Genomic DNA, 18674 nt, shown 5'->3' with positions numbered 1-18674 from the left:
CGCCCCGAGGGCCCGCACCGGCATCCGGTGCGGGCCCTCGCGCGTCGGTACGGCAACGCCCGACGGCGCGCCTCCCCGATGACGGTCACGGCTTCTGGAAGCCGGCGTCCTGGAGGATCTTCTGGCCCTCGGGCGAGGACAGCCAAGCGACGAACGCGGTGGCGGCCTCGGCGTTCTTCGAGTCCTTCAGCGTGGCGGCCGGGTACTGGGCGATCGCGTTCTGGTCGTCGGGGATCTCGACGGCGTCGACCTTGTCCGCGGCGCTCTCGGCGTCGGTCTTGTAGACGAGGCCGGCGTCGGCCTCGCCCAGCTCGACCTTGCTCAGCACGGCCCGCACGTTGGGCTCCTGCGAGACCGGCTTCACCGTGAGCTTCTGCTTGTCGAGGATCTGCTTGCTGTACTTGCCGGCCGGCACCTCGGGCGCCGCCAGGACCACCTTCAGCCTGCTGTCGGCGAGGTCCTTCAGCTCGTCGACCTTCAGCGGGTTGCCCTCGCCGGTGGCGATCACCAGCCGGTTCTTCGCGATGACCGCCGGGGCGCCGGTGTCGCCCTTCACCTTGTCCATGCTCCTGGTGTCGGCGGTGACCAGGACGTCCGCGGGCGAGCCCTGCGAGACCTGCGCGACGAGCTCCTGCGAGCCGGCGAAGGAGAAGGTGATCTTCGTGCCCGGGTGGGCCTTCTCGTACGCGGCGCCCGCCGTCCTGAAGACATCGGTGAGGGAGGCCGCGGCCAGGACCGTCAGATCGGCCTTCGGGGCGGTCGAGCCGCCCGCGTCCTTCTTCGCGCCGTCTCCGTCGCCGCCGCTGCCACAGGCGGTCAGCGGCAGCAGCAGGGCCGCGCCGAGGACGGCAGCGGCGGCCCGGTGCCGCGTGACGGCGCGGGCGAGGGCGGGGACGCGGGGCATCGGCCGGTGCGATCTGTAGGGCTGCATGCGCGACACCGTAGAGGCGTACGGCTCGCATCTGCAAGAAACATGTACGACCACCCATGGCGGATGAGAGTTCGCTCGGAGGAACCCACAAGAGGGCGCTGCCGCCGCCCTCACGCCGCCGACGAGTTGCCGATTTTCGCAATTAACGCGGCTGCTCATAGAATCGAGGGGTGAACGAGAACCTTCCCCCGTGCCCCGAGTGCTCCGGCGTCTACACCTACGAGATGGGCAGCCTGCTCGTCTGCCCCGAATGCGGCCACGAGTGGTCGGCGTCCGCCGAGGCCGCCGGTGAGGCCGGTGACGGCGGCGAGAAGGTGATCCGCGACTCCGTGGGCAACGTCCTCGCCGACGGCGACACGGTGACCGTGGTCAAGACCCTCAAGGTCAAGGGCAGCCCCACCGGCATCAAGGCCGGCACCAAGGTCCGCAACATCCGCCTCGTCGACGGTGTCGACGGACACGACATCGACTGCAAGGTGGACGGCTTCGGCCCCATGCAGCTCAAGTCCAGCGTGGTCAAGAAGGCCTGACCACCCCGGCCGTGCCGCTGCGTCGGCACGGCCTCTTGATTTTCCGTGAATTGCAAAATTTGGCAATTCACTACATCATGAGTTGGCTGTGCCCGCAGGTAGCCGCGGGCACAGCACCGACCGAGGCCCCGCCCGCGCGGGGCGTGAGGAGAAGGCGAGACGGTGCCGGTTCCGCTCTACCAGGCCAAGGCCGAGTTCTTCCGCATGCTGGGTCATCCGGTGCGTATCCGGGTCCTCGAACTCCTGCAGAACGGACCCATGGCCGTACGCGAGCTGCTCGCCGCGATCGAGGTCGAGCCGCCGTCGCTGTCCCAGCAGCTGTCGGTGCTGCGGCGGTCCGGGATCGTGACCTCCAGCCGCGAGGGCTCCACCGTGGTCTACACCCTCGCCGGCGGCGACGTCGCCGAGCTCATGCACGCCGCCCGCCGCATCCTCACCGAGATGCTCGCCGGCCGGAACGAACTGCTCGAAGAGCTCCGCGAGGCCGGTTTCGACCGCCGGGACCTCCGGGCCGCCCGTGACGTGCGGGACGCCGACGTCCCGGACAGCCGTGACGGCCGTGACGGCCGCGATGTCCAAGAGATCCGTGTCGAGCGTCAGGAAGCCGGGGTCGCGGCCAAGTGAACACCGTTCTCCGCAGGCTGCGCGGCCTGCTGCCCGTCCGCGCCGACTTCACCGCCATGGCCCGCAACCCGCGCCGTGACCTGCTCGCCGGCCTCACCGTCGCCGTCGTCGCCCTGCCGCTCGCGCTCGGCTTCGGCGTCTCCTCCGGACTCGGCGCCGAGGCCGGTCTCGCCACCGCCGTGGTCGCCGGCGCGCTCGCCGCGCTGTTCGGCGGCTCGAACCTCCAGGTCTCCGGCCCCACCGGCGCCATGACCGTGGTCCTCGTCCCGATCGTCGCGCAGTACGGCCCCGGCGGCGTCCTCACCGTCGGACTCATCGCCGGCATCTTCGTCATCGCCCTCGCCGTCCTCAGGGCCGGCCGCTACATGGCGTACATCCCCGCCTCCGTCGTCGAGGGCTTCACCCTCGGCATCGCCCTCGTCATCGGCCTCCAGCAGGTGCCGAACGCCCTCGGTGTCCCCAAGCCCGAGGGCGACCGGGTCCTGGTGGTGACCTGGCGGGCCGTCGAGGAGTTCCTGCGGAACCCCAACTGGACCGCCGTCGCACTCGCCCTCGGCGTCGCCGTCGTCATGCTCGTCGGCGCCCGCTGGCGCCCCACCATCCCGTTCTCGCTCGTCGCCGTCGTCGGCGCGACGCTCGTCGCCCAGGCCTTCCACCTCGACGCCGCCGCGCCCATCGGCGACCTGCCGGCCGGACTGCCCGCGCCCTCCCTCGGCTTCCTCGACCTCTCCGCGCTCGGCTCGCTGCTCGCGCCCGCCCTGGCCGTCGCCGCGCTCGCCGCCCTGGAATCGCTACTCTCGGCCCAGGTCGCCGACGGCATGACCGTGGGCCAGAAGCACGACCCGGACCGGGAGCTGTTCGGACAGGGCCTCGCGAACCTGGTCGCCCCGCTGTTCGGCGGCGTCCCGGCGACCGGCGCCATAGCCCGTACCGCCGTCAACGTGCGTACGGGAGCGTCGTCCCGGCTCGCGGCCCTCACCCACGCCGCCGTGCTCGCCGTGATCGTCTTCGCCGCCGCCCCGCTCGTGTCGCGGATCCCGCTCGCGGCCCTCGCCGGCGTCCTGATCGCCACCGCGATCCGCATGGTCGAGGTCGGCTCGCTGCGCGCCATGGCCAAGGCCACCCGCTCCGACGCCGTCGTCCTCGTCCTCACCGCCGTCGCCACGCTCGCCCTCGACCTCGTGTACGCGGTGATCATCGGCTTCCTCGTCGCCGGCGCCCTCGCCCTGCGCGCCGTCGCCAAGCAGGCCCGCCTCGCCGAGGTCGACTTCAAGGCCGACATGCCCGGCGAGCACAGCGAGGAAGAGCACGCGCTGCTCGCCGAGCACATCGTCGCGTACCGGATCGACGGGCCGCTGTTCTTCGCCGCGGCCCACCGCTTCCTCCTCGAACTCGCCGAGGTCGCCGACGTCCGCGTGGTCATCCTGCGCATGTCGCGCGTCACCACGATCGACGCCACCGGCGCCCTCGTCCTCAAGGACGCCGTCGAGAAGCTCAACCGGCGCGGCATCGTCGTCATGACCTCCGGCATACGGCCCGCCCAGCGCAACGCCCTCGACTCCGTCGGGGCGCTCGACCTGCTGCGGCTCGACGGGCGCGAGTTCGCCACCACCCCCGAGGCCATCGCCGGCGCCCGCAGCCACCTCCAGGGACAGGGCATCCTGCCCGTCCTGCCGTCCGCGTCCGTGCCCCCGGACCGGGCCCCGCAGGAGGCCGCCCGATGACCCGGCCGACCACCCGCCGCATGGCCGAGGTCTCCGGCGCCGAGGCCCTCTGGCTGCTGGAGGGCTCCGCGCACGGGCGGCTGGCCTTCGTCCAGCGCGAACAGGCCGTCGTACGCCCCGCCGTGCACGTCCTCGCCTACGGGCGGCTCGTCGTCCGCGCCCCCGTGCAGGCCGAGCTGCTGAACGCGCGTCCCGTGCTGACCTACCAGGCCGACGAGATCCGGCTGCCCGCCGGCAGCGGCTGGAGCGTCACCGTCACCGGCCCCGCCGAGCCGGTCGACCCCGTCGAGGCCGCGCACCATCTGCGCACCCTGCCCGGCTGGGCGTACGGGCCCCACGACACGCTGCTGCGGATCACCCCGCAGACCGTGACCGGCCACCGGCTCGGCTCCGCGACGGCGGCCCCGTGACCGGCTCCGCGAGCGGCCGCGGGCCGGCGGCGGGTCCCGCCGCCGCCCCGATGACCCGGCGGCATGTGCTGACCGTGCCGACGCAGCCCGCGGCGGTACGGGTGGTGCGCGAGACGGCGGAGATGACCTTCGCCGAGTGGGGCATCGACGCCGGGCATCCGGCCGTCGGGCCCGCGCTGCTGATCCTCAGCGAGCTCGTCACCAACAGCGTCCGGCACGCCGCCGCCTCCTCGCCCAGCCTCACCGTCACCTTCGCCGCCGACGCGGACGCGCTCGCCTTCGCCGTGCACGACCGGCACCCCCACCACCCCGGGGTGCTCGCCGCGGCGGCCGGCGGCAGCGGCGGGCTCGCCGTCATCGCCGAGGTCATGACCGCGTCCGGCGGCACCTGCGTGGTCCGCCGGGACGCCGACGGCGGCGGCAAGAGCGTGTGGATCACCCTCCCCCTGCGGCCCGCCACGGCCGCCAGGGCAACAAGCGCGACAGACACGGCAAAAGCAACGAAGGCAACACGATGACCATCGAATGGCGCTACACCGTCCAGCCCCACCTGGGCATCCTGTCCCTCGCCGGCTACCTCGGGGCCGACGCGGTCGGCCGCTTCTCCGGTGCCGTCGGCTGGGCCCTGGCCCGCGGCACGGGTCCGGTCGTCCTCGACCTCACCGCGCTGCGCGGCTGGTCCGCCGGCGGACAGCTCGCCGTGGCCGAGGCCGCCCGGCGGCTCGCGGCCGAGGGCCGCAGCCTCGAACTCGCCGCGATCCCGGCCGACGGCTCCCTCGTCCCCGGTGCCGAGGGCCCCGAGATCACCGTCCACAGCGACCTCGACGCCGCCCTCGCCGCCCACCAGGGCGACGGCGCCGACCTGCGCGAGTGGCGCAGCGACGAGTGGCCCGGCGGCCCCGCGGGCCGCTGACCGGCACGGGCCGGACCAGGCAAAACCAGGCATGACCACCGGGCCGGCGCGAAGGCGCGAGGATGGCCCCATGACGAAGAGTTCTGGATGCACACGACACACACGATGGACACGGCACAGGCGCCTCGCCGTGGACGGGTGGTGGGCCGCGTGAGCGCGCCGCTCTACCAACTGAAGGCGGAATTCTTCAAGACGCTCGGCCACCCCGTGCGCATCCGGCTCCTGGAGCTCCTGAGCCGGCGGGAGCACGCGGTCTCGGAGATGCTCGCCGAGGTCGGCGTCGAGCCCGCCCACCTCTCCCAGCAGCTCGCCGTCCTGCGCCGCTCGAACCTGGTCGTGGCGCGGCGCGAGGGCTCGGCGGTGTACTACACGCTCACCGACCCGCAGGTCGCCGAGCTCCTCACGGTCGCCCGCTCGATCCTCTCGGGCGTCCTCGCCGGCCAGGCGGAACTCCTCGCCGACCTCCGCGCGACCGGACCGGTCACCCCGCCGCCGCCCGCCTGAGGACGGCCCTGAGGACGGCCCCAGACCGGTGGTCGCCCCCGTCGCGGATGGACAGCCGCGTGTGACGGGGGCGGCCACCTCCCGTTGTCAGTGGCCGGGTTGTCAGTGGCGGGTGCGATGCTGGCCGGCGTGACGACACCCTGGAACCTCCTCGACCTCGACGGCGCCCTGCGATCCGCGTGGGCCGCCGACACCTCCTCGCCCGACTACCGGACCGAGTGGCGGCCGGACAACCCCGCCTGGGGCCACTGCGACATCACGGCCCTGATCGTGAACGACCTCTTCGGTGGCGACCTCGTGGTCGGCGAGGTGTATCTGGACGGCGAGCAGCACGGCTACCACTGGTGGAACCGCCTCCCCAACGGCACCGAACTCGACCTGACCCGCGAACAGTTCCTCCTGGGCGAACAGGTCGTCTCCCCTCGCGTCATAGAACGCCCGCCGGGCCCGCTGAAGCGCCGCTGGGAGGAGTACCTGCTGCTGCGCGAGCGGGTCGCGGCACGCCTCGGGGAGCTGCCCGAGCCGGTGTGAGGGGCGGCCCCGGCCGCGGTCGGCGCCCCGCGCGCCACACCCTCCCCGTACCCCCCTCCGCGCCGTCCACGACCCCTCCGACGCACCCGGCGCACCTGAAACGGGCACCTTCCGTACCCCCTCCGATCAACCTCGGGTGGAATAAAGCCACTTGGGGTTGTAGTTCGGCCAAGGTGGGCAGGTTTGGGGCGCAGGGCCAGGGGAATGGTCCGGCGTCAGTGGTTGTGGCGGCGGAGGCCGGGGCCGGGGAGGGGAAGTGGGGCGCATGGCGTTACGCGCTGCCCTCGGCATGCCCGGCGGCCGCCGGGAGTACGTCGCGAGGGCGGTCCGCACAGCGAAACGGGCCGAAGAACGAAGGAGGTTGGTCCCCATGACAGTGCGTGCCGTCGAGGTCCCCGAACTGTGGATGCCCCACCCGCTGCGGGTCAATCCGTATCTGGCGGGTCTGCGCGCGGAGACCGAGACCTGGGCGCGCGAGATGGGCATGCTGCACGGTGAGGGGGGACGTGCGGCGCGGCACGGGGACGGAATATGGACCCGGTCGCAGTTCCACGCCATGACCGTGGACCAACTGACCGCCTGGTGCCTGCCCGACGCCTCACCGGCCGATCTGCGCCTGAACCACCGCTTCAACATCTGGGCGCTGGCCTGGGACGACTACTTCGCCCACGAGTTCAAACGCACGAGCGACCTGCCGGGCGCGCTCGCCTTCACGGCCCGCCTCCACGACTTCCTGCGCCCGGAGCCCGGCGCCCGCCTCCCGTATCCCGAGAACGCCGTCGAACGCGGGATAGCCGACCTGCAGCAGCAGTTCTTCCCGCCCCGGCTCGCGCACTGGCGGCGGGAGTTCAACCGGGCCCTCGCGAAGTACATCGACGCGGGCGTGACGGAACTCGCCAACAGCCTCGCCGGCCGGGTTCCCAGCCTCATCGAGTACGCCCCGTTCCGCCGCGAGAGCTTCGCCGCCCACACCGCGCCCTATTCCGTGGAACTGTCCACCCGCGCCCGCATACCCGAGGAGATACGCGACAGCGCCGCCGTCCGCGGCCTCCTCGACGCGTTCATGGACTACATGGGCCTGGCCAACGACCTCGCCTCCTACGAGCGGGAGGTCCACGAGGAGCACGACGTCAACAACCTCGTCGTCGTCATCGGCGAGTCCCTGGGACTGCCCCTCCATGACGCCGTGCCCGCCTCCGTGCACCTGGTGAACTCCCGGCTGCGCGACTTCGAGTACCTGCGCACGCACGAGATCCCGCTGCTCGTACGGCAGTCGGGGCTCACGCCCGACGCGCGCGCCGAGCTCGACGCCTGGCTGCGCGGCGCCTGCGGCTTCCTCTCCGGACTGCACGCCTGGTACACCGGAGCACCCCGCTACGTACCCGCCGACCACACGGTCCCGGAGCAGCGCCCGGGCGCCTGACACCGCGCGCCCGACACCGGGCGCCGGGAGACGCCGGAGGGGCGCCGGCGCACACCTCGTGCGCCGACACCCCTCCGTACACCTCGTGCCCGACGTGGCCTACGACCGCCGCAGCCGCCGGAGCAGCCGCGCCCACCACGACACCGGGGCCGCGGCCGGCCGCGCCCCGGACGGGGGCGCGGGCACCGGCGCGGTCTCCGGCCACAGGCCGGGCTCCGGCATCCCGCTGCTCTGCGAGGGCGGCGCCGGCAGCGGCGCCGGCATGTCCTGCCTCCGCGGCTGCCGCGGCGCGAACCGCACCGGAAGCGCCGTCAGATGCCGCGCCCAGGTCGAGGAGCGCCAGGACAGCTCCTCCTCCGGCACGGACAGCGCGATGTCCGGCAGCCGGGTCAGCAGGATGTCGATGCCCGTGTCGGCGATGATGCGGCCGATGTCCTGACCGGGGCACTCGTGGCTGCCCGCGCTGAACGCCAGATGCGCGCGGTTGTGGTGCACGGGCGTCGCCGGATCCGGCCGGATCGACTCGTCGACGTTCCCCGCGGCCAGGCCGAGCAGCAGCATGTCGCCCGCCCTGATCCGCTGCCCGCCGAGCGTGGTGTCGCCGTTGGCCCAGCGGCCCGGGCACACCATCAGCGGCGGCTCGTCCCACAGGACCTGCTCGACGGCCTCGGGCAGGGTCATCTGACCGCCGGCCAGCGAGCCGCGGAAGCGATGGTCGGTGACCACCATCCGCAGCACGTTCGACATCAGGTTGGCCGTCGTCTCGTACCCGGCGAGCAGGACCAGGCGCAGGTGGTGCTGCACCTCCTCGTCGGTGAGGCGGGCCGGATGGGCCATCAGCGCGGACGCGATGTCCTGCCCCGGCCGCGACCGCTTGGTGACGACCAGGTCCTCCAGGGCCTTGAGGACATAGGCGTTGCTGGCGAGGGAGGTCTCGGTCGCCTTGAACAGGTCACGCGCGGCGTGCACCAGCTCCGGGCTCGACTCCTCCGACATCCCGAGGAGGTGGATCAGGGTGAGCATCGGCAGATGCTCGGTGAACTGGTTGACCAGCTCCGCCTCGCCGCTCTCGCAGAACCCGTCGATCAGCTGGTGCGCGAAGCGGGTGATGTGGCGGCGCAGCCCGCGGTGGTCGAACTGGTCGAGGCCGGCCGTGAGCGCCCCGCGCAGCCGCTGGTGCTCCTCGCCGTCCGCGCACACGCAGTCCGGCCGCCAGCCGATCATGGGGACGAGCGGCGAGGTCGCGGGGTCGATCTCCCCGCTGCGCCAGCCGTGCCAGACCCGCGGGTCGCGCGAGTACTGGGTGGAGCGGGTGGCGACGTCGCGGTTCTCGGTGTAGCCGAGGACGAGCCAGGCGCGGACGTCGCCGTCGAGCAGCACGGGCGCCACCGGTCCGTGCGCGGCGCGCAGCTTCTCGTACAGACCCATGGGATCGGTGGCGGCGGTGGTGCCGTACAGCCGGGTCGTGCCGTCGGGGCCGGTCGCCGCCGTGTGGGCCGGGCAGCCCGGCGGCGGCAGGAGGTCGGTCTCCCGGCCGGCGTGTTCGGAGGGTGGGACGGTCATACGGGGGTCTCCTGGGCGGCGAGGGTGCACAGGTAGACCATCAGCGAGAGCAGCGCGTCACGGCAGGACGCCCGGTCGCGGGCGTCGCACGTGACGATGGGGACGGTGTCGCTGAGGGCCAGCGCAGTGCGCAGTTCGGGCAGGGGGTACTGCGGTGCCTCCGGGAAGGCGTTGACGGCCACGACGAAGGGGACGCGGCGGTCCTCGAGGCGGGTGATCACCTCGAAGCACACTTCGATCCGGCGGGTGTCGACGAGGACCACGGCACCGAGCGCGCCTTCGAAGATCCCGTTCCACAGGAACCAGAAGCGCTCCTGCCCCGGGGTCCCGAAGAGATAGAGGACCAGCTCCTCGTTGATGCTGATCCGGCCGAAGTCCAGGGCGACGGTCGTGGTGTTCTTCCCCGCGACGCCGGGATTGTGGTCGATCCCGACCCCCGCCTGGGTCATGTTCTCCTCGGTGGTCAGCGGCGGGATCTCGCTCACCGCCCCGACCATGGTGGTCTTGCCGACGCCGAAACCGCCGACGACCACCACCTTCACTCCGCGGGCGCCGTGCGGCAGCAGCACGTCCGTGCCGCGGGGGCCCGCCAGGGGGGCCTCAGAGCTTGCGTAGTCCATGGATCACCGCCTCCAGCAGGCCGCGTTCGGGATATGCCGCGACGGGCACGGGTGCGATGGCCTCCACCCGTTCGTCCTCGACGAGTTGGGACAGCAGTACCGTGACGACGCTGAACGGGAGGCTGAGATACGCCGACACCTCGGCCACCGACAGCGGGTACTGGCACATGGTGAGGATGGCGGCCGTCTCGGGCTGCATCGAGGGCTCGGGACTGGACCTCGACGCGATCAGGGTCACGAGGTTGAAGGCCTTCGCCGCGGACGCCTGGCCTCCGGTGATGACATAAAGGGGAACGGGTGTGCCTTCGTCCCACGAGGGATGGTTCTCTGATGTCACATCGCCTGCCGCACGTCATCACGGGGCGGACTCGTCATGTGCTGACCGATCCGCACCACCAGGGTCCGCATCCGGTCGCCGAGCAGCCCCGCGTCCACCTCCTCGTCGGCGAGCACCGCGAGATACGCCCCGGGGCCGGCCGCCATGAGGGAGAAGTAGCCGCCGTCGGCCTCGATCCCGACCATCCGCGTCGAGCCGTCACCGTGCGGGAACATCTGCGCGATGGCCTTGGCCAGGCTCTGGATGCCGGAACAGGCGGCCGCGATCGCGTCGGCGGTGTCGGGAGTGGTGTTCGCCTGGCCGATGCACAGGCCGTCCGAGGACAGGACGACCACGTGGCGCACGTACGGAACGCTGCCCACGAGCTCCGTGAGCATCCAGTCAATGTTGGGCAGTGGCTGCATGTTTACTCGACCTCATCTGACGGATCGCTGTGGGAACGGGAGGGGTCGGCGGACGGACGCTTCTCGCCGTTGAACGCCTCCCACATCAGGCCCGGCTGACGGGGCGTGCCGTTGCGCCGGGGGGCGGCAGGGGTCTCCGGGGGGGTGGGGCCCGTACGGACGACCGGGGTCGGGACGGGTGACACCCGGCGCCGCTGCGGGAGGCCGTTGACGGTCTTCCCGAGCTCGCCGGAGCCGTTCCCGTTGGCGCTCGCGTTCGCGTTCGCGGAGCCGTTCATGGCGCCGCCTGCGGAGTCCGCGGAGGCGGGGGCCGGGACGCGGGCCGGCGGGCCGGCGGGCGCGGCGGTGGGGGTGGGCAGGGTGACGGGGGCCGGAGCGGGTGCCGGTACGGGCGCGGGCGCGGGTACCGGGGCCGGTGCGGGCGGGATGACCGTGGGCGGCGGCGGGGGCGGCGGGTAGCTCGGCCCGCCGGAGCGCTTCCGGTGGGGCTCGGGGGTTCTCATGACAGGCTGCTGCACCGTGGTGATCAGGCGTCGGGGTACGAGGATGACGGCCCGCACGCCGCCGTACGCGGAGGTACGCAGGTCCACCTCGCAGCCGTGCTCGCGGGCCAGCCGGCTCACGACGGGCAGGCCGAGCTGGGTGACCTCGCCGAGGCCCGCCAGGAAGATGCCGGTCGCCGACTGCGTCATGACGCGGTCGATGCGCTGCCGGACCTCCTCGGTCAGGCCGACTCCGCGGTCCTCGATCTCGATCGCGATGCCGGAGGGCACCTCGCTCGCGGTGACCTCCACCGGGGTGTGCGGCGGGGAGAACGTGGTGGCGTTGTCGAGGAGTTCGGCGAGCAGGTGGATCAGCGGCTCGGCGCCGGGGCCGATCACGGCGACCTCGGTGACCGCCTGGAGCCGTACGCGCGGGTAGTCGACGATACGGGACATGGCGCCGCGCAGGACGTCGTAGAGCGGGATCGGCTTCGACCACTGACGGCCGGGCCGGGCGTCGCCGAGGACGGCGATGCTGGCCGCGAGGCGGCCGATCAGCGCGTTGCGGTGGTCGATGTCCTGCAGACCGCGGGAGACGACGATGTCCGTGCCGTGCAGGATCTGCATCGCGTGCAGGTCCTTGGCGAGCTGGTGGACGATCGCCTGGACGCGGCGGGCGACCGCGACGAGCGCGCGCTGCGAGGAGTCACGGGTGCTCTCCTCGGCCTCGACGGCCTCCAGGAGCGTCCGCAGGGCTCCTTTCAGCGCGTCGGTGAAGTCGTCGTCGAGATGGTCGCCGAGCGAGACGGACATCATGATGTCCGAGGCGCTCTCGCCCTTCTGCAGCCGGGCCACGGCCGCGGGCAGCAGCTCCTCGGCCATCCACCGGGTGGTGGAGCGCTGGTCGGCGAGCCGGCCGAGCAGCGCGGCCTCGCGCCGGGCGTAGTACTCCCGGGCCTCCGTGGCCGCCTGGTTGCGGCGGGCGGAGTCGGCCGTCCGCAGTCTGCGCATGGTCACGGCCGAGGTGACGACCGTCAGGGCCACCGCGGCGAGCCCGTACCAGGCGAGCGACGACCGTATCTGCGCGGGGGCGAAGACCAACCCCAAGGCGAGGACGCCGGCCAGGGCCCCGGGAGGAATGAGCCACACCGGTGCCGCCGTGCGCGGCCGGGCTCTGGAAGTCGAAGCTGCACGAACCATCAAAGGGTCCCTCAACAGACGGAAATGAGCGGACTGAGGTGCGGCGGCGGACCATGGGCATTTCGTTTCGCGACCGGGTTCCGACCACGTTTCGACCGTGCCCATTCCGCATGCGTGACGCTGCGTGAGCGCGCCGCAACACATGTAGGGAGCATAGTCAGTTCGCGATTGGCATGTGCCCCGGATGGAGGGGAAGCCTCCATCGATCGAATTGAGTCGGCAAAGTGAAAGATTCCGAAACGGAAAGCGTCACCAAATGATCAAAATCTGTCACGAGGGTGGCAGGGGTGTCCGCGGGCGGAGGGCGGGGTGTCGGCCGGCCGACTGCCCGGCGGCCGCCCCGGGCGCGGGAACGGCGCCGCCGCCGCTCCGGCGCGCGCAAGGGGGCGCACGGGAGCGACGGCGGGGCGTGCAGGAGTGAACGGGGACGGACCCCTGCCCGGAACCGATCCGGAACCGATCCGGGACAGGAGGGCCCAGCGCATCCGACTTCGCCCACAGAGGGAGGAATCGGCCGTCAACATCACCTGCCCGGTGTTCGACTGTGCGAGCCCCGAACCGTTCTCGAAGGAGACCGACATGCCAGATGTGCGACCCGATCCGCTGGACAGCATCATCAAGCGCTCACGCCCGCAACAGGGCGAACCACCGGAGGAGTTGAGCAACCCGCGCAACTATCTCGTCTTCGACCGTATCGGCGAGCCGCTCGACGACCCCGCCGGCGCGTTCACCGAGGGCCCCGACGGGCACATGGGCGTCAGCGATCCCCAGACCGTCCTCGGGATCACCGTCGGGGCCGTGGAGCCGGTGACTCCGGAGGCCGTCGAATCCGAGCTCGCCACCATGCGAGCGGCCGACGCCAAGGCGGGGCGCGACAGTTCGGCGTACATCCCGGACTGGACCGCCCTGTCCGGGACCCCTTCGCTGGGACCGCGGATCGAGCCGACGCGGATGGTGCGGCGCAACGGGAAGCGGGTGCGCCCGGAGTGCGTGATCGCTCCCGACAACCGGTCGCCGTACTACCCCAACGCGTATCCGTGGTCCCTGGTCGGCCGGATCTTCGTCTGGACCGACGCGAACAGCCCGGACTGGGCCTGGCGTGCCACGGCCTCGCTCCTCGGCACCCGCACCATCATGACCGCCAGCCACGTCGTGCCGTGGGGCTCGTCCAACTGGAAGGCCCTCTTCGTGCCGGCCTACTACGACGGAAGTTCGGTCTACGGCTCGTGGGCGGCGTCCTGGGTGACCAACGCCCAGGGCTACAGCAACCACGCACAGGGCGACGACATGGCCGTGATGCGCCTGGACGTTCCCCTCGGCAACAACTTCGGCTACTTCGGCTTCCGGACGTACAACAGCGCCTGGGAGGACCAGAGCGTCTGGACGCTGCCGGGCTATCCGGGGGACAAGGACTACGGCCAACGGCCCTGGCTGCACCTGAACTTCCCCATCATCGACGACGACAACGACGGAGCCGGCGTCGAGCTGGAGTACCGGGCCGACACCTACGACGGCCAGAGCGGGGCGCCGGTGTTCGCGTGGTTCAACGGATCACCCGACGTCGTCGGCACCCACTCCGGATGCGAGGACGAGTTCGGCGAGCCGGATCAGAACGTCGCCGCCGGCGGCAACGCGCTGACCAACCTGCTGCACTGGGCGCGCGGCACCTGGCCGTGACCCCGTCATGAGGGTGGCGCGGCGCGGGGGAGGCGGAGGCGTTTGAGGGCGAGGGCGTTGACGGCGACGATGATGCTGGAGCCGGACATCGAGAGCGCCGCGATCTCCGGGCGCAGGACCAGGCCCGTGGCGGGTTCGAAGACGCCTGCGGCGATGGGGAGGGCGATGGCGTTGTAGCCGATGGCCCAGCCGAGGTTCTGCCGCATCTTGTGCAGGGTGCCGCGGCCGATGCGCAGGGCGGTGGGGACGTCGAGGGGGTCGGAGCGCATCAGGACGAGGTCGGCGGTCTCGATGGCGACATCGGTTCCCGCGCCGATGGCGATACCGAGGTCGGCCTGGGCGAGGGCGGGGGCGTCGTTGACGCCGTCGCCGACCATGGCCACCTTCCGCCCGCCCGCCTGGAGCGCGGCGACCTGGGCGGCCTTGTCCCCGGGCAGGACCTCGGCGATGACGGTGTCGATGCCGAGCTGCCCGGCGATCCGCCGGGCGGTGGCCTCGTTGTCGCCGGTCAGCATGACGACCTCGACGCCGAGCTCGCGCAGTTCGGCCACCGCCGCCGTCGAGGTCTCCCGGGGCGCGTCGGCGATGCCGATCAGTGCCGCCGCCCGCCCGTCCACCGCGGCGACCACGACCGTGCGGCCCGTGGCGGCCAGTTCCTCGCGGCGGGCGGCGAGCGCGCCGAGGTCCACCCCCTCCCGCTTCGCCAGACGCACGTTGCCGACCGCCACCCGGTGGCCCTCGACCACGGCGGTCGCGCCCTCGCCCGGCACGTTCTCGAAGTGCCGGGCGTCCGAGGGTGCGACACCCCGCTCCCGCGCGTACCGGACGACCGCCTCGGCGAGCGGGTGCTCGGACTCGCTCTCGACCGCGGCGACCAGCCGCAGCGTCTCGCGCCGGTTGCGGTCCGGTGCGGCGATCACATCGGTGACCTCGGGCTCGCCCTTGGTGAGGGTCCCGGTCTTGTCCATCACCACCACCTGGATCCGCGCGGCGGTCTCCAGGGCGTCGGCGTTCTTGAACAGCACACCGCGGCGCGCGCCCAGACCCGTACCGACCATGATCGCGGTGGGGGTGGCGAGGCCCAGGGCGTCGGGGCAGGTGATGACGACGACGGTGATGGCGAAGAGCATCGCGGTGCTGAACGGCTCGTCGGTCGCGATCAGCCAGACGGCCAGGGTCAGCGCGCCGCCCAGAAGGGCGACGAGGACCAGCCAGAACGCGGCCCGGTCCGCGAGCCGCTGCCCGGGGGCCTTGGAGTTCTGCGCCTCCTGGACCAGCTTGACGATCTGGGCGAGCGCCGTGTCGGACCCGACCTTGGTGGCACGGACACGCAGGGTGCCGTTGGCGTTGAGGGTGGCACCGACGACGGCGGAGCCGGGGGACTTGTGGACCGGCAGGCTCTCCCCGGTGACGGTGGACTCGTCGACCTCGCTCTCGCCGTACTCGACCACCCCGTCCGCGGCGATCTTCGTCCCGGGGCGTACGAGCATCAGGTCCCCGACGGCGACCTCGGCGGTGGGCACCTCGACCGGTTCGCCCTCCCGCAGCACGACCGCCTTGGGCGGGGCCAGGTCGAGCAGCGTACGGATCGCGTCGTTGGCGCCGCCCCGGGCCCGCATCTCGAACCAGTGCCCGAGCAGGACGAAGGCGGCGAGGACGGTCGCCGCCTCGTAGAACACGTCCCCGCCGCCGGTGAGGGTGACGACCAGGGAGTACAGCCAGCCCGCGCCGACGGCGACGGCCACCAGGACCATCATGTCCAGGGTGCGGGCGCGCAGGGCCCGGACGGCCCCGATGAAGAAGATCGTGCAGGAGTAGAAGATCACGGGCAGGCTCAGGAGCAGGGCCCAGACGTCCTGCCGCAGGCCGAAGGGCACGGGCACGTCCAGACCGAACACGTCCTCGCCGATCGGGGACCAGATCACGATCGGGATCGAGAAGACCAGCGCCACGAGGAAGCGGTGGCGCATGTCGGCGACCATGGCCGCCATGGACATCTCGCCGTGGCCGCCGTGGCCGCCGTGTCCGCCGTGTCCGCCGTGTCCGCCGTGGCCCATCGCCTCGTGCGGGGCGCCCTTCGCCTCCGGGGCGGGCGCCGCCGGTGTCGCCGGCGCCGCGGCGTGGGTGCGGGCCTCCGGGGTGCGGGCCTCCGGGGTGTGGGCGTGGGCGTGCGCCGTGGCGGGGCGCGCCTGCGGGGCGCGGGCGGGCGGGTCCGGTTCGGCCATCGGATCGCACACATGGGACGGCACCGACTGCCCGGCGCAGTGGTAACCGCACTCGGTCACCCACCGGCGCAGCTCGGCCAGCGACGTGCGCCGCGGGTCGAAGACCACGGTCGCCGACTGGGCGACGGGATTCGCCTCGACCGTGAGGACCCCGGGGCGCCGGCCGAGGACCGCCTCGATCGTGGACTTCTGCGAGGCCCAGTTCAGCCCGCGCACATCGAGCACGGCGGTGCTGCGCTCCTTGGGAGCGGGCGGCGGTCGGCGAGCGGGATGGCCGTCCGGCGGATGCGTCACGGCGGTCCCTCCTCACGAGGACGGCGGACCCATGGGAGCCTCGCACCCGGGGCGGGCGCGACCCACAGCACCAGTGTCCCGCGCGTCGTACGCCCGCGCCGCCCGCCCACCGCCCGGCCCGCGCCGGTTCAGTCGGCGGCCTCGGCGTTCAGCTCCGCCCAGACCGTCTTGCCGTCCTCGCGGTAGCGCACGCCCCAGCTCTCCGCGAGCGACGCGCAGATGTACAGGCCACGGCCGCCCTCGTCCACCGACCTGGCGTGCCGCAGATGGGGAGCGGTGGGCGAGGCGTCGTCGACCTCGCAGATCAGGGACGTCTCCCCGCGGATCAGACGGAGGGTGATCGGGGAGGCGCCGTAGCGGACGGCGTTGGTGAGCAGTTCGCCGACGACGAGCTCGGCGGTGTACGGGTCGACGGCGAGGTCCCACTCCCGCAGCCGGGCCCGCATCTGCCGCCGGGCCGCGCCCACCGACAGGAGTTCGGCCGGCACCGGCCACTCGGCGAGCTCGTCGGCGGGCAGACGCCGGGTGCGGGCGACGAGGACCACCCGGTCCGGGGCGAGGAGCTGCCGCACCGCGTCGGCCATCCGCTGCGGCCCGTGATCCGGGTGCGCCAGGGCGGCCGCCAGGGCCGGCCGCGTCGGGCCGTCCTCGCCGCCGGACGCGGGGGAGGCGAGGCAGACCGTGCTGCCCTCCGGCAGGACGAGACCGGCGCTGGCGAACGGCGGCCCCTCCGCCCCCAGGAGCGGCCCCTCCGCCACCGGGGCGGTGTCCAGCGTGCCGTCCGGGCGGACGATCGCGAACAGCGACCGGCCGGCCCGGGCGACGTCGAAGCGTCCGCTGACGGGATCGTGGACGGCGAACGTGCAGTGCGCGGTGGGTCCTTCGGCGTGCCGCGCGCCCTGCGCGCCCTCCTGCTCACGGGCCAGCCGCAGGACCGTGGCATGCAGCCGGGCGAGCAGTTCGTGCGGGTCCAGGTCCAGGGTGGTCAGGCTGTGGACGGCGGTACGCAGCCGGCTCATGGCGGCGACCGCGCTCAGCCCCGGGTCCTCGACCTGTCCCACCACCAACGCCACCCGGGCGCCGGGCAGCGGCAGCGCGTCGAACCACGCTCCGGCGCCGCAGCCGCCCGCCTGGTACCGCTGGGCGATCTCGGCGGCCCGCTGGGTCCGCCGCTCCTGCCGCGTGGGCCAGCTCCGCAGCGCGATCATGACGGTGTGCTCGCGGGTGAAGCGCAGCGCGTTGTCGAGACTGATCGCGGCGCGCGTGGTGACGCTCTTGACCAGATCCAGGTCGCCGGGCGTGAACGGCTCGCCGTCGGGCCCGCGCTCGAAGACGACGAGCCCGAGCAGCCGGCCCCGTACGGACAGCGGCGCCGAGAGCCGCGCACCCGCGCCCGTACCGCCGTCGTCACCGCGGCCATGGCCCGTACGTACGGCTCCTGGACGGTCCGGTCCGGGAGGGGCGAGGACGACGGGGAAGGCGGGCAGCTCCGGGCCGAAGAGGCCGGGCAGCAGAACCGAGCCCGTCGGCGGCGACAGGGCATCGCCACGGACGCTGCCGGCCGCCGCGCAGCGCAGCAGCACCTCGCCGGCATGGGGCGACAGTTCGTCCTCCGTGCCCTTCAGGACGGCGTCCGTCAGCGCGACCACGGCCGTCTCCGCGAAGTCCGGCACCATGACGTCGACCAGCTCACGGGCCGTGCGCTCCACGTCCAGGGTGTGCCCGATCAGCTCCCGGGCCCGGTGCAGCAGGCGCAGACGGGTCTGGGCGCGCTCCCTCACGGTGACGTCCATCGTGGTGGCGACCAGGCCCAGAGTGTGACCCGTCCTGCTCCGCAGGCGGTAGACCGACACCGAGAAGACATGCTCGCGTTCCGGATCGGCGGACGGCCGGGTGCGCACCAGGATGTCGTGGACCGGCACCCCCGTGGCCAGGACCTCGCGGAGCATCTCCTCGTCGAGGTGTACGCCCAGGGACGCGTACGCCTCGACGGCCGGGAGCCCGACGATGCTCTTCTCGGCGGTGCCCCGCATGCCGTGGGCCACCGCGTTGACCCGAAGCACCCGCAGCTCCGGGTCCACGACGTGCAGCCCGATGTCCGACTGGGTGAACACGGCGTCGAGCACCGCCTCGTCCAGCCCCCGCAGGTCGGCGCCCTCGTCCTCCCCCTCCACCCGGGGATCGTCGTGCGTCGGCATCGCCACCTGCCTGTCTCGGCGTCCGGGTCCATGAGTGGTCAGCGGAGTGCCGGACCGGATGCGGCATGTCCCCTGGTCGGCGGA

At 72.8% G+C, this 18674-nt stretch carries 16 protein-coding genes and 2 pseudogenes; 10 read left to right on the top strand and 8 right to left on the bottom strand.

Features of this window, described 5'->3' with window-relative positions:
* Nucleotides 1-85: 85 nt before the first annotated feature.
* The gene (gene modA / locus AB0C73_RS14870; protein ID WP_362529377.1) at nucleotides 86-904 is read right to left on the bottom strand and encodes a molybdate ABC transporter substrate-binding protein; all 819 of its coding nucleotides are present in this window, start codon (nucleotides 902-904) and stop codon (nucleotides 86-88) included.
* Between the two features lie 197 nt (nucleotides 905-1101).
* On the opposite strand from modA, the gene AB0C73_RS14865 reads away from it, so the two are divergent.
* The 9 genes and pseudogenes from AB0C73_RS14865 to AB0C73_RS14825 all read left to right on the top strand — a co-directional run bounded on the left by AB0C73_RS14865 (nucleotide 1102) and on the right by AB0C73_RS14825 (nucleotide 7590).
* On the top strand, nucleotides 1102-1461 hold the full coding sequence (locus tag AB0C73_RS14865; protein ID WP_362529182.1) for a zinc ribbon domain-containing protein YjdM: 360 nt from the start codon (nucleotides 1102-1104) through the stop codon (nucleotides 1459-1461).
* Between the two features lie 162 nt (nucleotides 1462-1623).
* Nucleotides 1624-1947 (top strand): annotated as a pseudogene (locus AB0C73_RS14860) (metalloregulator ArsR/SmtB family transcription factor); the annotation flags it as partial.
* Between the two features lie 194 nt (nucleotides 1948-2141).
* Nucleotides 2142-3809, top strand: a complete 1668-nt coding sequence (locus tag AB0C73_RS14855) for a SulP family inorganic anion transporter (RefSeq protein ID WP_362529374.1) — start codon at nucleotides 2142-2144, stop codon at nucleotides 3807-3809.
* Nucleotides 3806-4219, top strand: coding sequence for a pyridoxamine 5'-phosphate oxidase family protein (locus AB0C73_RS14850; RefSeq protein WP_362529180.1), 414 nt, complete (start codon nucleotides 3806-3808; stop codon nucleotides 4217-4219). The genes AB0C73_RS14855 and AB0C73_RS14850 overlap by 4 nt, the downstream gene beginning before the upstream one ends.
* A 50-nt stretch (nucleotides 4220-4269) precedes the next feature.
* Nucleotides 4270-4737, top strand: coding sequence for an ATP-binding protein (locus AB0C73_RS14845; RefSeq protein ID WP_362529372.1), 468 nt, complete (start codon nucleotides 4270-4272; stop codon nucleotides 4735-4737).
* Nucleotides 4734-5132 carry an anti-sigma factor antagonist gene (locus tag AB0C73_RS14840; protein WP_362529177.1) on the top strand — a complete coding sequence of 133 codons (399 nt, stop codon included), beginning with the start codon at nucleotides 4734-4736 and terminating at the stop codon, nucleotides 5130-5132. Before AB0C73_RS14845 ends, AB0C73_RS14840 begins: the two co-directional genes overlap by 4 nt.
* Nucleotides 5133-5282: 150 nt before the next feature.
* Nucleotides 5283-5636: a metalloregulator ArsR/SmtB family transcription factor gene (locus AB0C73_RS14835; protein ID WP_362529175.1), complete on the top strand. Its 354-nt coding sequence runs from the start codon at nucleotides 5283-5285 to the stop codon at nucleotides 5634-5636.
* A gap of 135 nt (nucleotides 5637-5771) precedes the next feature.
* Nucleotides 5772-6167 (top strand): annotated as a pseudogene (locus tag AB0C73_RS14830) (hypothetical protein); the annotation flags it as partial.
* A 370-nt stretch (nucleotides 6168-6537) separates the two neighbouring features.
* Nucleotides 6538-7590: a hypothetical protein gene (locus tag AB0C73_RS14825; RefSeq protein WP_362529173.1), complete on the top strand. Its 1053-nt coding sequence runs from the start codon at nucleotides 6538-6540 to the stop codon at nucleotides 7588-7590.
* A 99-nt stretch (nucleotides 7591-7689) separates the two neighbouring features.
* Here AB0C73_RS14825 and AB0C73_RS14820 read toward each other — a convergent pair whose 3' ends face one another.
* The 5 genes from AB0C73_RS14820 to AB0C73_RS14800 are packed head-to-tail and all read right to left on the bottom strand — an operon-like array spanning nucleotide 7690 to nucleotide 12145.
* Nucleotides 7690-9153 (bottom strand): cytochrome P450, encoded by a 1464-nt coding sequence (locus AB0C73_RS14820; protein WP_362529170.1) that lies wholly within the window; start codon nucleotides 9151-9153, stop codon nucleotides 7690-7692.
* Nucleotides 9150-9773 carry an ATP/GTP-binding protein gene (locus tag AB0C73_RS14815; protein WP_362529168.1) on the bottom strand — a complete coding sequence of 208 codons (624 nt, stop codon included), beginning with the start codon at nucleotides 9771-9773 and terminating at the stop codon, nucleotides 9150-9152. The genes AB0C73_RS14820 and AB0C73_RS14815 overlap by 4 nt, the downstream gene beginning before the upstream one ends.
* On the bottom strand, nucleotides 9754-10110 hold the full coding sequence (locus tag AB0C73_RS14810) for a DUF742 domain-containing protein (RefSeq protein ID WP_362529165.1): 357 nt from the start codon (nucleotides 10108-10110) through the stop codon (nucleotides 9754-9756). Before AB0C73_RS14810 ends, AB0C73_RS14815 begins: the two co-directional genes overlap by 20 nt.
* Nucleotides 10107-10487 (bottom strand): roadblock/LC7 domain-containing protein, encoded by a 381-nt coding sequence (locus tag AB0C73_RS14805; RefSeq protein ID WP_265863515.1) that lies wholly within the window; start codon nucleotides 10485-10487, stop codon nucleotides 10107-10109. The genes AB0C73_RS14810 and AB0C73_RS14805 overlap by 4 nt, the downstream gene beginning before the upstream one ends.
* 29 nt (nucleotides 10488-10516) lie before the next feature.
* Entirely contained in the window at nucleotides 10517-12145 is a 1629-nt protein-coding gene (locus tag AB0C73_RS14800; protein ID WP_362529163.1) for a sensor histidine kinase, read from the bottom strand.
* Nucleotides 12146-12775: 630 nt separating this feature from the next.
* On the opposite strand from AB0C73_RS14800, the gene AB0C73_RS14795 reads away from it, so the two are divergent.
* The gene (locus tag AB0C73_RS14795; protein ID WP_362529160.1) at nucleotides 12776-13873 is read left to right on the top strand and encodes a trypsin-like serine protease; all 1098 of its coding nucleotides are present in this window, start codon (nucleotides 12776-12778) and stop codon (nucleotides 13871-13873) included.
* A 5-nt stretch (nucleotides 13874-13878) separates the two neighbouring features.
* On the opposite strand, the gene AB0C73_RS14790 is transcribed toward AB0C73_RS14795, so the two are convergent.
* Both AB0C73_RS14790 and AB0C73_RS14785 read right to left on the bottom strand, forming a co-directional pair.
* On the bottom strand, nucleotides 13879-16392 hold the full coding sequence (locus AB0C73_RS14790) for a heavy metal translocating P-type ATPase (protein ID WP_362529158.1): 2514 nt from the start codon (nucleotides 16390-16392) through the stop codon (nucleotides 13879-13881).
* 128 nt (nucleotides 16393-16520) lie between these two features.
* Nucleotides 16521-18590, bottom strand: coding sequence for a SpoIIE family protein phosphatase (locus tag AB0C73_RS14785; RefSeq protein WP_362529156.1), 2070 nt, complete (start codon nucleotides 18588-18590; stop codon nucleotides 16521-16523).
* Between the last annotated feature and the right edge of the window lie 84 nt (nucleotides 18591-18674).

The organism is Streptomyces sp. NPDC048623, from assembly GCF_040650755.1.
GTDB lineage: Bacteria > Actinomycetota > Actinomycetes > Streptomycetales > Streptomycetaceae > Streptomyces.
This window is presented reverse-complemented; position numbering and strand designations above follow the sequence as displayed.